General features: G+C 44.1%; 14 protein-coding genes. 9 read left to right on the forward strand and 5 right to left on the reverse strand.

Annotated features, from left to right (window positions below; genetic code table 11):
• Positions 1-129 precede the first annotated feature (129 nt).
• Positions 130-1,068, reverse strand: coding sequence for a LysR family transcriptional regulator (locus OO774_RS17305; RefSeq protein WP_264907840.1), 939 nt, complete (start codon positions 1,066-1,068; stop codon positions 130-132).
• 197 nt (positions 1,069-1,265) lie between these two features.
• Here OO774_RS17305 and OO774_RS17310 point away from each other — a divergent pair, with 197 nt between their 5' ends.
• The 5 genes from OO774_RS17310 (at position 1,266) to OO774_RS17330 (ending at position 5,649) form a co-directional block, all read left to right on the forward strand.
• Positions 1,266-2,186 (forward strand): ABC transporter substrate-binding protein, encoded by a 921-nt coding sequence (locus OO774_RS17310; RefSeq protein ID WP_264907841.1) that lies wholly within the window; start codon positions 1,266-1,268, stop codon positions 2,184-2,186.
• A 90-nt stretch (positions 2,187-2,276) separates the two neighbouring features.
• A complete protein-coding gene (locus OO774_RS17315; protein ID WP_264907843.1) occupies positions 2,277-3,233 on the forward strand; it encodes an iron chelate uptake ABC transporter family permease subunit in 957 nt (318 codons plus the stop codon).
• Positions 3,226-4,176 (forward strand): iron chelate uptake ABC transporter family permease subunit, encoded by a 951-nt coding sequence (locus OO774_RS17320; protein WP_264907844.1) that lies wholly within the window; start codon positions 3,226-3,228, stop codon positions 4,174-4,176. Before OO774_RS17315 ends, OO774_RS17320 begins: the two co-directional genes overlap by 8 nt.
• A gap of 11 nt (positions 4,177-4,187) precedes the next feature.
• Positions 4,188-4,949: an ATP-binding cassette domain-containing protein gene (locus tag OO774_RS17325; RefSeq protein WP_264907845.1), complete on the forward strand. Its 762-nt coding sequence runs from the start codon at positions 4,188-4,190 to the stop codon at positions 4,947-4,949.
• A 352-nt stretch (positions 4,950-5,301) separates the two neighbouring features.
• Complete coding sequence (locus OO774_RS17330; RefSeq protein ID WP_264907846.1) at positions 5,302-5,649, forward strand: RidA family protein; 348 nt, start codon at positions 5,302-5,304, stop codon at positions 5,647-5,649.
• A gap of 97 nt (positions 5,650-5,746) precedes the next feature.
• Here the strand turns inward: OO774_RS17330 and OO774_RS17335 are convergent, their stop codons facing one another.
• Positions 5,747-6,640, reverse strand: coding sequence for a LysR family transcriptional regulator (locus OO774_RS17335; protein ID WP_264907848.1), 894 nt, complete (start codon positions 6,638-6,640; stop codon positions 5,747-5,749).
• Positions 6,641-6,734: 94 nt separating this feature from the next.
• Between OO774_RS17335 and OO774_RS17340 the strand changes: the two genes are divergently transcribed.
• Positions 6,735-7,049, forward strand: a complete 315-nt coding sequence (locus OO774_RS17340; protein ID WP_264907850.1) for a multidrug efflux SMR transporter — start codon at positions 6,735-6,737, stop codon at positions 7,047-7,049.
• Positions 7,050-7,153: 104 nt separating this feature from the next.
• Positions 7,154-7,801, forward strand: a complete 648-nt coding sequence (locus OO774_RS17345) for a glutathione S-transferase family protein (RefSeq protein ID WP_264907851.1) — start codon at positions 7,154-7,156, stop codon at positions 7,799-7,801.
• Positions 7,802-7,873: 72 nt separating this feature from the next.
• On the opposite strand, the gene OO774_RS17350 is transcribed toward OO774_RS17345, so the two are convergent.
• Together OO774_RS17350 and OO774_RS17355 are read right to left on the reverse strand one after the other, a co-directional pair.
• Positions 7,874-9,370: a CoA-acylating methylmalonate-semialdehyde dehydrogenase gene (locus OO774_RS17350; RefSeq protein ID WP_264907852.1), complete on the reverse strand. Its 1,497-nt coding sequence runs from the start codon at positions 9,368-9,370 to the stop codon at positions 7,874-7,876.
• 24 nt (positions 9,371-9,394) lie between these two features.
• Positions 9,395-10,735, reverse strand: coding sequence for an aspartate aminotransferase family protein (locus OO774_RS17355; RefSeq protein WP_264907854.1), 1,341 nt, complete (start codon positions 10,733-10,735; stop codon positions 9,395-9,397).
• A gap of 81 nt (positions 10,736-10,816) precedes the next feature.
• Here OO774_RS17355 and OO774_RS17360 point away from each other — a divergent pair, with 81 nt between their 5' ends.
• Together OO774_RS17360 and OO774_RS17365 are read left to right on the forward strand one after the other, a co-directional pair.
• Positions 10,817-11,731: a LysR family transcriptional regulator gene (locus tag OO774_RS17360; protein WP_264907856.1), complete on the forward strand. Its 915-nt coding sequence runs from the start codon at positions 10,817-10,819 to the stop codon at positions 11,729-11,731.
• A 263-nt stretch (positions 11,732-11,994) separates the two neighbouring features.
• Complete coding sequence (locus OO774_RS17365; protein ID WP_264907858.1) at positions 11,995-13,194, forward strand: type III PLP-dependent enzyme; 1,200 nt, start codon at positions 11,995-11,997, stop codon at positions 13,192-13,194.
• Between the two features lie 72 nt (positions 13,195-13,266).
• Here OO774_RS17365 and OO774_RS17370 read toward each other — a convergent pair whose 3' ends face one another.
• On the reverse strand, positions 13,267-14,766 hold the full coding sequence (locus tag OO774_RS17370; protein WP_264907859.1) for an EAL domain-containing protein: 1,500 nt from the start codon (positions 14,764-14,766) through the stop codon (positions 13,267-13,269).
• Positions 14,767-15,054: the final 288 nt, after the last annotated feature.

Here is a 15,054-nt window from a genome sequence, read left to right on the forward strand (position 1 = left end):
GCCACAGTGCAAACTGCAACGCCCCTTTTTCATTTGAGTTTCTGCTTAGCAGTCTGTATTCATACCAACATTGTCAGTACGCGAAGCTTCAACATCACAAGTGTGAACAGAGCGCAAACAAAAAATTAATCATTCACCTTCAACAGAGCCGTAAATTTCTTTGAATAAGGACTTCACCCAGCTGCACATCGGATCATTGTGGTAGCGTTTATGCCAATATAGATAGACCGATTCGCTATCAAGGCGAATTTCTTTTGGTACTTTTTTTGTGACCAATTTTCGACCAAGGCATGCGCCTTCAGCAAAAGGTGTCGGTAAATGAAATACCACATCGGATGCTTCGGCAATTGCAGGCGCTGCATTAAAATTGGACAGCTGTATGGGTATCGACAAGCTTCGATTCTTATCCACCACACCAAGTTCGGTAAATCGGTGGTAAATAGACAGTGTTTTCCCACCCTGAAGTGAAATCTGACCAAAGTTGCATTCCAGTAACATGTCTATCGTCAACTCTTCGACATTTGCCAAAGGATGAGAGTCGCTCATTAAGAATCGATAGTCTCGGTTTGCAATTTTCATGCGATACAAGTTTTGCTCAGAGCTTGGGGGAGAAGCGGTAGAGAGCACAAAATGCACATCACCAGTAATCAAACCATCAAAATGCCTTTTAGGGATAGAGTCGACATCAACAATCATGCTAGGTGCTTCTTGCCGAATGCGTGAAATCACACTAGGCAACAACATCGTCACTTGCGGGACTAAACCGTAGAAACGTATTGTTCCCTTGCTCTTCTCTGCAACAAAAGACTGACCATACATTAGCTTTTCTAACCCAGTTAACACAGTGGTTAAATCTTGTTTGATTTCCTCGGCTTTGGGAGTCAGTTCATAACCATGAGCGGTCCTAACCAACAATTCGTCACCAAACAAATTTCTCAGCTTTTGTAAAGACCGGCTAACAGATGGCTGGCTCATATTCAATAAAGCCGCGGTATTGGACACGTGCTTTTCTTCAAGTAAGCTCTTAAAAATAAACAGTAAATTCAAATCAACTTGAGCTAAATTCATTTTTTGAATACTCACTATTCCTATAATTCAGTTGCTGGTTATAACCTATCTGATAACGTGTCTGCAATCAATAATCATTCTTATTTGATTTTAGTTAACTTAAGTTTCAGTACTTTCAGATCATCTTTTGCTCTGTTTTCATGCTTAAACGCTTTTCCAGTTAGATGACTGACTTATAGACCTTTTTGGGAATCATTATGTTTGGTAAAACTTCTCTTCGTGTAGCAACAAGTGCGCTGCTACTGGCACTAGCACCAATCGGGGCCATCGCTAAAACCTACCAACACAGCTTAGGCTCAGTAGAAATAAATGAAGTACCGAAACGCGTTGTCGTTCTCGGCTACGGTAGCCTTGATTACGTCGACGCCCTTGGGATCACACCAGTAGGTGTGCCAAAAGTATTACTTCCAGCCACGCTGGAAAAGTACAAAGGCGATTCTGTGGCAAATACAGGCAGCTTGCAAGAAGTGAATTTTGAAACCTTGTTTACGTTGAAACCTGATCTGATCATTGCAGAAGCGCGCATGGCAAGCATCTATAAAGATCTTAAAGACATTGCACCAACTTATATGTTTGAGATCGATAACACAGATTACTGGAAAAGTACCCAAAATAACTGGAACAATCTAGGTGAGATTTTCAATAAACAAGAGCAAGCAAAGCAATTAATTAGTGATGTTCAAAGCCAGATTGAGAAACTTCACACCAAAGTAGCGAATCATCCACCACGCGCTTTGACGGTCTCTAACAGCGGAAGTAATCTCGCGATGTTTGGCCCTGACAGCCGTTTTTCTTTTGTGTATAACGAAGCAGGCTTTGCAACCTCTACGTCTAACAATGTGAAAACAACAGCAGGCCGACATGGCAGCCTGATTTCTTTTGAATACATTGCAGATGCACAACCAGAAGTACTGTTGGTTCTGGACCGTGAACAAGCTATTGGTCAGAGCAATGGTAAAGCAAAAGCGTTGTTTGAAAACGAACTCATCGAATCCACACCAGCTGCGAAAAATGGTCTCGTGAAGTTTATTGACCCAGCAGCATGGTATTTAACAGCTGGCGGCTACCAATCAACTCAAACCATGATTAAAGAGCTAAACCAAGTCGTTGTTAATTAATAAGCTCACTTTAGTCACCCTATAAAAGATGACCTTTCCGCCTATGGCGTGAAAGGTCATTGTCATTTTTATAATATCTATATTTTCACCATGAAATTACATCATATTTTGGCGTTTGCTTTGCTCCTCATCCTCGCTGGCACCTCTTTGCTGGTCGGGGTAGCAAACGTATCCCTATCGCAAATTCTGGCTGGTGACAGTCACAGTTTGAATATTCTGCTAGTCAGTCGACTGCCGCGATTACTTGCCATTGTCTTAGCCGGTGCGGGCTTGAGTATCGCCGGATTGATCATGCAACAAATCGTTCAGAACCGCTTTGCGGCACCATCCACTACAGGTACCGTAGACTGGGCAATGTTCGGTTACATCATCGCTTTGATCTTCTTTGCTGATATGAATAGCTGGGTACATCTGATCACCATCTTCGCTTTCTCGGTACTTGGCACGATTATTTTTGTTCGTTTCCTACAACGCTTGAAGTTCAAAAATACCATTTTAGTGCCGCTGATCGGCATCATGTATGGCAATGTGGTCTCTTCGATGACGACCTTTGTCGCCTACAAATATGATTTGGTGCAGACACTTGGTTCCTGGACGGTCGCGAACTTTGCTTCAGTTTTACAAGGTAACTACGAGTTTTTATATTTGGCGCTTCCGGTATCTCTGCTGGCTTACGCTTACGCTAACCGCTTCAGTGCTGCCAGTATTGGTGAGAGCTTCGCGAAAAACATCGGCTTAAATTACCAACGTATCGTACTTATTGGCGTTATCTTGGTCGCGGTATTGTCCTCGTCTGTTGTGATGATCGTGGGAATGATTCCTTTTCTGGGCCTTATCGTGCCAAACTTAGTGTCGATATTTATTGGCGACAACATGCGTCGCAACTTGCCTTGGACGGCATACGCAGGGGTCATATTGGTACTGACCTGTGACATTTTAGGGCGCCTGATTATCTTCCCTTACGAAATTCCTATTTCTATGATAATCAGTATCTTAGGCGGTTCTGTTTTTATTTACCTGGTATTGAGAGACAAAGCGAATGCGTGATTCCATTAAAGTCATGGTACTCGCGGCTATCGCAGTACTTATTTGCGCCGTATTTATCGGCAAGGGTTTGACACCAGACAACTACCAATTTTTCTTGTCTCGTCGTGTGCCTAAAGTCCTGGCAATTGTCTTAGCAGCTATTGCCATTGCCTCCTCGTCACTGATCTTCCAGACGATCACCAATAACCGAATCCTGACGCCGTCGATTCTCGGGTTTGACTCTCTATACGTGTTGATTCAGGTAATATTGGTGGTGATGTTTGGTGGGCTGAGTGTCTTGGTCATCAACAGCCAACTCAATTTTGTCGTATCTACTGGCATTATGATTGTGTGTGCGATGACCCTATTCAGCTTCTACTTTAGAGGTCGTCAGCGCAACATCTTCACTTTACTACTGATTGGTATCGTGCTCAGCAGCTTGTTCAGTAGCATCACAGGCTTTTTCACTATGGTGACCGATCCAGACGAATTTAGCTTCATTCAGGGATCCATGTTTGCCAGCTTTAATAACATCAACAGCGAGCTAGTCTACTGGTGTGTCGTTCCTATGCTGCTATGCGGCGCCTACTTAATGCGTATCTCAAACAAGCTGGATGTGATGTGGTTGGGTGTGGATAACGCTAAGAGTTTGGGCGTAAACACGCATAAGCTAACGATGCAAGTGATGTTCATCATCACGCTGATGGTTTCTATTTCAACTGCTCTGATTGGTCCAATCCTGTTCTTTGGTTTAATTGTTGTCGCCCTGACCCGCCAAATATTTACCGGTTACCAACATCGCCTTCTGATTGTCGCAAGTTCTGTACTGTCAATGGTTTTGCTGTCTGGCGGCCAGTGGGTAGTCGAAAACCTGTTCGATTTCGAGACCACCATCAGTGTAATCATCAACTTTATTGGCGGCGGTTACTTCCTCGTTCTGCTTATGAAAAATAAATTCGACTAAAGGTGTATCAGATGATCCGTATTCAAGGTTTAAGCAAAAAATACAATGAAAAATACGTGGTAAAAAATGCAGATGCCCTTTTTCCACTTGGTAAAGTCACCAGCATTATCGGCCCAAATGGCGCAGGTAAAAGTACTCTGCTTTCCATGGCAAGCCGTCTGACGGAAAGCGATGCTGGAAGCGTCGTAATCGGTGACAAACCGCTCGACCAGTGGAGCACAGAAGACTTGGCAAAACGTCTCTCTGTTCTACGTCAATCCAACAACATCAATATGCGCTTCACGGTGCGAGATTTGGTCGCGTTCGGGCGTTTCCCTTACTCTCAGGGACGTTTAACAGCAGAAGACCATCGCATCATTGAAGAGTCTATGCAGCATCTGGAAATCGACCATTTACAAGATCGCTTTATTGACCAACTTTCTGGTGGTCAGCGCCAAATGGCGTTCATCGCGATGGTCGTGGCGCAGGATACTGACTACATATTCCTTGATGAGCCACTGAATAACCTCGATATCAAACACTCTGTCGATATCATGAGCACGCTGCACAAATTAGCCAAACTGAAAAACAAAGCGGTCGTGATCGTGATTCACGACATCAACTTTGCTTCCTGTTATTCCGACCACATCGTTGCGATGAAACTGGGTGAAGTCATCAAAGCTGGCACGGTAGACGAAGTGATTGATGAAGCGGTATTAAGCGACATTTATGAGATTCGGTTTATCGTTCAGGAAATCGATGGGAATCGAATTTCTTTATACTATCGACGTTAATGCTATCAGCAAATGACATGGCGGCCTCGAGTCGCCATTTTTGTTTCATTAACTTGTGCTTGCAACATAGTACGGCTTTCCAAGTGATACTTGACTAAAAAACTCGCGGTTACTTGAGTATAAAGCATAAGAAAAATCCGAAACAACTGGTCTACAAGAAACGATCACTGTTTCCAAGGACTGATTTTGTTAACATTCATCTTGAGTCGAAGCTGACGACGACATCAACCTAAATAAGTTGCCACGTGATGGCTCTGAGTCATTTACGTAAGCAAGACTCATGAAGTCATAATGCTAGGTTGGTGTATCATAACTATCACTAAATCCTAAAAAAGCAGTCAAAAGGAAAACAATGACAATTGAAAGAATAGAATCCACAGAGCGTATGAGCCGTATTGTTAAACACAACGGTACTATTTATCTTTGTGGCCAGACAGCTGGTGATGCGGCGTGGGATATTACCGAGCAGACTCAACGCTGCCTGGATAAGATTGATGCCTTACTTGAAACAGCGGGTAGCCATCGAGATAAACTCCTATCCGTGACTATCTACCTTCGCGACATGAAAGACTTCGCCGAGATGAACAAAGTGTGGGATGCGTGGGTTGCCAACGGAGAAAAACCTGCGCGCGCATGTGTTGAAGCTCGCATGGCAAGAGATGTTATTCTGGTAGAAATGTCTGTCGTTGCAGCGCAATAAACAGAGTATATTTGATAACACCGGGCAGATAACCGGTGTTATCTAGAATAAAAACAATCAAGTCACTATGATGCATCCGGCTTCAATGTGAAGTTACCTAAATCAAAGTTGTCGGTGTAAATATTTGTTTAAGTTCGTCAAATAGCCACTGAAAGATAGGGCCGTTCATTCTGCCCTTTTTAAAGACTAAATCGACTGGCGCATTCCAGGGCTTATGGTCAAAGGCCACTTTAATTTTGTGTAATTCACCGGAGTCGATTAACTCATTGACCAAAAAAGAGGGTAAATAAGCCCAGCCTACTTGTTGCTTGACTAGCTCCAACGCACTGTAATGACTTGAACTCCACCAAACTTTGGGCGCTATACTGATCAAAGCCTGCGATTCTACTTTTGACTTTCCTCGGATCGCCAGTTGTCGAAACGGTGCCAAATCCGATTGCAGCTCGACATCAATATCTGCGAGCGGATAATTCGGATGACAGACAGGAAGGTAATCAATGCTTCCCACATAACAGAAGTCGACTTGCTTTAACTGTTCAAACTCGGTGAACATCACTCCGATATCAACATCACCATTTGCAACTTCAGCAGAAATATCTCCAGACGCTAAACTCAGCACATCGATTTGAATCGTGGGAAATTGATTATCCAAACGCTTAAACAAATCGGCGAACTTTGGATTATACACGCCGTCGTCAATGGCTATCGTCAACTGGCTTTCTTCCGATCGTTCAATGGATTGAGCAATTTTTTCGAATTCATCTGCCTGCGCCAACAAGTTTTTCGCACTGCGTATCAAACGTTCACCAGCGGGGGTTAACTTGGGGCTTCTGGCCGAACGATCAAACAATTCGATGCCTAAATCAATCTCTAAGGTACTGATACCATGGCTAACCGCAGATTGAACCTTGCCCATTTTCCTTGCACAGGCAGAAAATGACCCTAGCTCCGCAGAGAGTACCAACATCCTAACTTGTTCCAAACTCAACATATGAAAAAAATCGATAGTTATTAACTTTTATCCATCATAATAATCGATACCATAGCCTGCAAATGTTTTTCCTTTATCTAATCAGGTGGAAATTATGAGCTGGTTATATTTAGTTTTAGCTGGTCTTACGGAAATTGGATGGCCGGTTGGATTGAAAGTTGCTCAGTCTGGGCACAAGGTGTTAGGGATAGCAATGGCAGTGATATTCATGGCGATCAGCGGCGCGTTGCTATTTGCAGCACAGCGAGCGATCCCGATGGGGACCGCATACGCAGTTTGGACAGGCATTGGCGCGGCCGGAACATTTCTTGTCGGCGTTTATTTCTACGGAGACCCGACTTCCATGGTTCGCTACATCGGAATCATGCTGATTTTGTCTGGCGTGGTCATGTTGAAGCTTGGTCACTAAATCATAGGGCTGGAAGATGCTATCAAAAACTCCCCCTAGTTTTTGATAGCACAATCGATTACGGTAAATGTTTCCGAGAATTGCGAAAAAACAAGGAAGCATGGATGAAACTTTATATCGGCAATCAAAACTACTCGAGCTGGTCTCTCAGAGCATGGCTTATCTTCATGCAATACGACATCGATGTTGAAGTCCAAAAAATCAAACTGTTTACGGACGAATTTTACAACACCCTTGAGGACATTACACCGACCGCCAAGGTACCAACTTTGGTTTGTGATGATGTTACCGTGTGGGACTCACTGGCGATTCTCGAGTACGTAAACGAAGCTTTCTTAGATGGTAAGGCGTGGCCACAATCTCTTACTGAGCGAGCCAAAGCAAGAGCTATATCAGCAGAAATGCATTCCGGATTTATGGCGCTACGTGATGAAATGCCGATGAACTGCCGCGCTAAAAGATCGGTAGTTTTGAGTAAAGACGCGCTTAAAGACATCGAGCGTATTGACCAAATCTGGTCACTGCAAATGGAACAATACCCGGATGGTTGGCTATTTGGAGAATGGTCTATTGCGGACGCAATGTATGCACCAGTGGTACTGCGCACGCTTACTTACGGCATCAAACTGTCAAAGAAGGCAACCCAATATCAGCAAAAAGTCCTGAATAGCGACACCATGCAGCGTTGGCTAGCGGAAGCAAGCTTAGAAAAAGATATCGTAGTAGAAGATGAAGCGGGTGAGCCGATCTAGCCTGCTTATCACCTATCCCCCGGCTAAAAAGCCAGGGGATAGGTGATTAACCAAGAAAATTAGCGCTAACTTTTACTTGTTACTTGGGAAAGCAAATTGCGCAGTTTCGTTATTTTGCGGCTTTGGCCACTTCTGAGTAATAGACTTGCGACGAGTGTAGAAGCGCACGCCGTCAGGGCCATACGCATGAAGATCACCGAATAACGAACGTTTCCAGCCACCAAAGCTATGGTAAGCCACCGGGACAGGAAGCGGTACATTGACACCAACCATGCCAGCTTCCACTTCGTCACAGAATATCTCTGCCGTTTCACCATCGCGTGTAAAGATACAGGTCCCATTGCCAAACTCGTGTTCATTGATGAGCTGAATACCCTCTTCAAGGGACTTAACTCTCACCACACACAGCACAGGGCCAAAGATTTCATCCGTGTAAATCTTCATTTCTGGTGTCACTCTATCGAACAAGCTGCCACCGATAAAGTAGCCAGCAGAGAAGTCAGGAACCGAAAGACCACGGCCATCCACGACTAATTCAGCACCGGCCTCAACACCGCTTTCAATATAACCGGAAATCTTCTCAAGATGCTCTTTTGCTATCACCGGCCCCATGTCCACTGCATTTTGCGTGAAGGCTCCGACTCTGAGTTCCTGAATTCGAGGAGTGAGCTCTTTCACCAAGTTATCTGCGACTTCATCACCCACACACACCGCAACTGAAATCGCCATACAGCGTTCACCACAAGAGCCAAATGCCGCACCCATCAGTGAGTTGATGGTGCTCGATACTTCGGCGTCCGGCATAATGATCGCATGGTTCTTCGCGCCACCAAGTGTCTGTACTCGTTTACCGCGCTTAGTGCCTTGCGAATAAATATATTCCGCGACAGGCGTCGAGCCAACGAAGCTCATCGCTTTCACTTCCGGAGCTTCAATCAACGCGTCAACAACCTCTTTGCCGCCATTTACCACGTTTAATACGCCATTTGGCAAACCTGCCTTATGCAATAACTCAACAATAAATAAAGTTGAAGCCGGTACCTTCTCTGACGGCTTGAGGATAAAACAGTTACCGCAAACAACCGCAAGTGGATACATCCAAAGCGGTACCATTGCAGGGAAGTTAAATGGTGTAATACCAGCGACGATGCCGACAGGTTTGTGATCACTCCACGCGTTAATACCCGGCCCGGTTCCTCGGGTGTATTCACCTTTTAATAACTCTGGCGCGCCACAAGCGTATTCCACATTCTCGATACCACGCTGCAGCTCACCGAGAGAATCTTCTATTGTTTTACCATGCTCTTCACTGATCAATCGAGCAATTTGATCTTGATTCGCTTCCAAAAGATCCTTAAACGTAAACATGATACGCGCTCGTTTTAGCGGAGGCGTTTTACTCCAGGCTGGATAGGCACGTTTCGCCGATTCTATTGCCTGATTCACGGTTTCAGACGACCCCATTTCTACTTGGCGAATCGGCTCACCTGTCGCCGGGTTGTAAACATCAATCGTCGAACCTGAGTGTGAGAACTTGTCTCCGTCAATAAAGTGAGAAATAACTTCCATGATCTGACTTCCTTCCTTAATTTTTTAATTTAGTTGATTCAATGTCTCGTAAACCGCGTCGAATAAGCGCTCTAGATCTTCAGCTTTGGCATTAAAATTTGGACCGAATTGAATCGTGTCGCCACCAGAACGTACATAAAATCCTTTGTCCCACAAATCTAAAGTACATTCGAATGGCCTAATCGTTGGATCATTGTCTCTCGGTGCGATCTGAATCGCTCCGGCTAAGCCGCAGTTTCTGATGTCGAGAACGTGGTTTGCACATTTTATCGCATGCAGTTTATTTTCAAAAATCGGTGCCAGCTCGCTCGACTGTTGGATTAACGCGTCTTTTTCCAACAGATCTAATGTTGCCAACCCTGCGGCACATGCGACGGGATGAGCGGAATAGGTATAGCCATGGGCAAACTCGATCATATGAGGAGGTAAATCCTGCTCCATAAATGCCTGATAGATTTCATGAGACGTAATCACTGCGCCCATTGGGATTGCACCATTGGTAAGCTGCTTCGCGGTGTTCATAATATCTGGCGTCACGCCAAAATACTCAGCGCCAGTCCAGCATCCCATGCGTCCATAGGCAGTAATCACTTCATCAAAGATCAACAGGATGTCATGCTGGTCACAAATTTCACGCAGACGCTGTAGGTAACCTTTCGGCGGCACAATAACACCCGCAGAACCCGACATAGGTTCCACAATAATGGCGGCAATATTGGATGCGTCATGAAGTTCAATGAGCTTCAAAAACTCATTCGCAAGCTCTACTCCACCTGTTTCCGCACAGCCTTTTGTGAAGGCTAATTCAGGCTGTAAAGTGTGAGGAATATGGTCTGCATCAAACAACTGACCAAATGTCTTTCTATTGCCGCCAATGCCACCCAGGCTGGTTCCACCAACGTTAACGCCATGGTAGCCACGGGCGCGACCAATCAGCTTAGTTTTCGACGCTTTGCCTTTGACACGCCAGTAAGCTCTTGCCAACTTAAGTGATGTATCAGCACTTTCCGAGCCAGAGCCTGTGAACAACACATGGTCTAAACCTTCAGGCATTTTCTCGACGATTTTATCTGCCAGTTTAAAGGAGAGCTCGTGACCAAATTGAAACGCAGGTGAGTAATCGAGGGTCCCTAACTGCTCTGCTACCGCTTTTTGAATCTCTTGGCGACCGTGCCCGACACCACATGTCCATAGCCCAGACAGTGAGTCATAAATATCACGACCATTGGCATCTTTGAGCCAAGCGCCTTGAGCTTGAGTGATGATGCGGGGGTTTTGGTGAAAGCTGCGATTGGAAGTAAATGCCATCCAATGAGCAGAAAGATCTGAACCGATTCCATCTTGTGCAAATTTGTAGTTACTCATCGCTATACCATCCTTGTTAACTAGACTTATTTTTAGCACATGAGTATGTTAAGTAGATTATAAATTTACTTTACGTTAGTTATGAAAAAGCTCAACAATAAAACCCGAAGCGTCATTAATCAGATCACCGACTTTGATATTAAACTGATCCGCCTGTTTAAAACCGTTGTCGAGTGCGGCAGTTATACCGCTGCTGAACCTATTCTTGGCATTACCAAGTCGGCGATATCGTTACAAATGAGCGACCTTGAGAAACGTTTGAATATGAAGCTGTGCCATCGGGGACGAGGTGGAATCACACTGACCGATGAAGGCGAAGCAGTATTAGACTCTGCTGAGATTCTGCTTGCTTCAATTGAGCAATTTCGTAATGACGTAAACCAAATCAATAATGAACTGCGAGGCGAACTCAATATCGCACTGGTCAATAATTTAGTCACTCAGCCACACATGAAGATAACCCGCGCGCTAAAGCATATCCGTAAAATGAGTGAAAAGATTAATATCAACATCACGATGTCGACCCCAGCAGATATCGAAAAAGGCTTAATCGACGGACGGTTTCATGTCGGCGCATTCCCTGCCAATAACAAAAGTAACAACTTTGATTACCGCACTTTGTACAACGAAAATTATTTTCTCTATTGTAGCCACGAACACCCACTCTTCAGCGAAAACGATCGAGAGATAGAACGTCTTAAACAGACCAATTCGGTCATCACAAGACACCGAATGTCTCCCGAAGTCACCGATCTGTATCAAAAGCTAAAATGCTCGGCTACAGCGTCCGATCATGAAGGTATTGCTTTCCTCATATTGACAGGAACTTACATCGGATTTTTGCCGCAGCACTACGCCGATTATTGGAGTAATACCGGGAAAATGCGACCGTTGTTTCCCGATACGTTTCACTTCAGTTCTGATATCTCATTAGTGACCAGAAGCGGGTTAAAACACAACCAAATACTAGATAAATTCTTAGAAATCATAGAGTAAACGTTAATTAATAAATGTTATCCTGACGATAAAAAACTTGTTCTTTATTTGCTGTATTTTTTATTGCGCGTGAAAACTTATGACCTTAATATCGCGCTGCTTCTTGATGATAGCCAATCCGAGTACATCACAGCAGTTTTGTGGCAAGGCGATAGAGCAACTATCCAAGAGTTTCTTTGACGGCGGTAACCCCGCTCTTATTGACGCTCCACTTTTCATCACAATACACATGAAAAGTGTCTACTTAACTTTGGAGGTTTGCGATGGCTCATTCTGCGTCTGTACTAGGTTTTCAATCTTTTTCTTCTCCGGATTTACCAGCGGAGACGGTCGATCTTATTCAAACATCTGTTGAACAATTTGGCGCGCCATTGTTAATGCTCGACTGCGATATGATTCGTAAAAATTACAGAGCGCTAAGCCAAGCATTACCGAATGTCACTCTGCACTTTGCATTGAAGCCATTACCTCATCCAACGGTGGTTAAAACCCTGTTGGAAGAAGGCGCAAGTTTCGATTTGGCGACATCAGGTGAAGTTGACCTGGTAAAACAGCAAGGTGTGCCTGCAGATCGCACGATTCACACGCACCCTATTAAACGTGACCGTGATATTCGCGATGCATTAGCGTATGGCTGCAATGTGTTTGTTGTTGATAACCTGAACGAGCTAGAAAAGTTCAAAGCGTACAGCCACAAAGTAGAACTACTTGTGCGTTTAAGCTTCCGTAACTCAGACGTGTTTGCCGACTTGTCGAAAAAATTCGGTTGTACGCCAGAACAGGCACTCAACATCATCGAAACGGCGAAAGAGTGGAATATTCGTATTAAGGGACTGTCATTCCATGTTGGTTCACAAACAATGAACCCACAGAAATACGTTGATGCAATCCGTACTTGTAAGCAAGTGATGGACGAAGTTGTGGCTCGCGGTTTACCTGCATTGAGCACACTGGATATTGGCGGTGGCTTCCCGGTTTCTTACTCAGAAAAAGTGATGCCAATTGATGAATTCTGCGTACCGATTAACCAAGCGTTAAACGAGTTGCCAGAAACAGTACAGGTTATTGCAGAACCAGGTCGCTTTATTGTTGCAGAGTCAGTAACCAGTGTGGCATCAGTAATGGGTCAAGCAGAGCGTGACGGCCAAATGTGGTACTACCTGGATGATGGTATCTACGGCTCATTCAGCGGTTTGATGTTTGATGACGCGCAATACCCGTTGGTGACGCTGAAGCACGAAGGCGAGTACTTACCAAGTGTGTTGTCTGGCCCTACTTGCGACAGCATTGATGTGATCGCAGAAAACGTGATGTTACCGAAACTAGAAAACGGCGACTTGATCATTGGCCGCATGATGGGCGCTTACACCAGCGCAACAGCAACGGACTTTAACTTCTTCAAACGTGCTCAAACGATTGTGATTAACGAGCGTGATGAGCGCAGCGAACGTCTGTTTGGTTAACTTAGTCACCTAAATTCAGGTTAGAAATATTTGCGGAGCCAGCGCCATTTCGCTGGCTCTTTTCTTCATAAATTATTTTGATTTGAGCAGCGACTTTAGCTCAGCCAATGGCAAGGACTTGTAGAACAACCAACCCTGCACGTACCCAGCCGTACAATGCTCTTTTATCATGCGGTACTCGTGATCCGTTTCTACACCTTCAAATACCACTTCTTTACCTAGACTTGCGACAAGCTCCATAACGGCGCTAGCCATTCCTTTCTTTACATCAAAGTTAAGTGAGTTGACAAATACACGGTCTATTTTAATGTAGTCAAAATCGACTTCAGTTAACCAAACTAAGTTGGATACGCCAGTCCCGAAATCATCCAATACCACCATAAAACCTAGCTTACGGGCCCTACTGGAAAAGTCAGCAAGGTCGGCAAGCACGACATCGATACTTTCTGTAATTTCAATCTTGATCTGACTCGGAATCACTCTTTCATTTTGCGCTACTTTTTCAAGAAACGTTAAGAAGTCAGGCTCTAAAATCTCATAGCTACCAATATTAATTGCGACTGAAAACTGCGGATCTTCACGCAATATCGGCGCCATATCACGAATAGTGCGTTTGGCGGTAAAGTGAGCAAGTTTAGGATATAGAGAAAGCTTTTCAGCTATACCAATAAAAAGGTCCGGTGGCACACTACCAAAGACATCATCTTTCCAACGTACGAGGCTCTCCACGGCAATAACTTTACCATCCTGAATCGAAACGATGGGCTGGTATTCCATAAACAAAGACTTCTTAATCAATGCCTTCCTAAAACGCGACTCAATTGACTGGTTATTGGCAATAAGCATTTTCGATAGATGAGTGATGAGATAAGAAAATACGATACTCGTTAAAAAGATGATTTGTATTGTATGAGCACTGTAATAAGCAAGCCCAGCGTTACTGTTCGAGGTCATGACACAATAGTCGTAATCATCACTACAGATGTTGGTTTTTAAGCGTAAGGATAAAGGGCCATTTTTGATTTGTTGCGGTGTGAACTCATCAAACACATGCCCCTTGCTAGAATAAATTTTAAATTGATATTCAGGCATGGATTTAATCATACGCGAATATGGGGTGGTGATGTTGACTGCGAAAAAGTTATTTTTAACCGTGATATTGTAATGGTCGGAAATACGATAGAGATTTTGCTCATTCGAATAAAAATGGTACCCATTCTGCGAGCCAACGTCTTGAGCCTTGAGCTTAACTGGCGTTATCACGCCCCAGTTTGCTGTACAGAGTACAATGCCCTCTGCGATATAACCGACATCAAAAATCTCCGAGTTAACCTGTACCACTTCTCGCAGTTTGTCGATATTGTCTTCAGTACACGTAAAGTCAGATAACTGATTGGTCGTGGACAAGACAGAAACTAACTGCCCTGTTACGGTTTCAGCATTTTCTAATACCTTGGCGGCAAAGTCTTCTTGTTCGTCTTTCTGGAGATGATACGAGAATAGCGTTCCTATGAATAAAGACACAAATAAAGAGAGGATAAAAATACCGCTCAATAAGATTTTTGCTTTCAACCCTGCCTCTTCTATGTTTTTTAGAATATACAAACCACGACCATCAACCTGTTATTGAGAATAGCAGTAAGGCCTTCACACGCATATATATTTTGTGCAATTTTAGAGGTGACACAGTGTCTGAGGCTCAGCATAAAACAGAGTCTTGTTAAATCCCCCAACAACTCTGCGGCTTTGATACTTAAATCGCTGAAACTAAATCAAGAAGCTATGACCTGATTAATTTGGTAACGCAGCCAATTGAACCTGTTTAACGGTTTTTCCACCACTCGCCATTTTTTCAGACAA

This window comes from Vibrio sp. STUT-A11 (assembly GCF_026000435.1).
Lineage (GTDB): Bacteria > Pseudomonadota > Gammaproteobacteria > Enterobacterales > Vibrionaceae > Vibrio.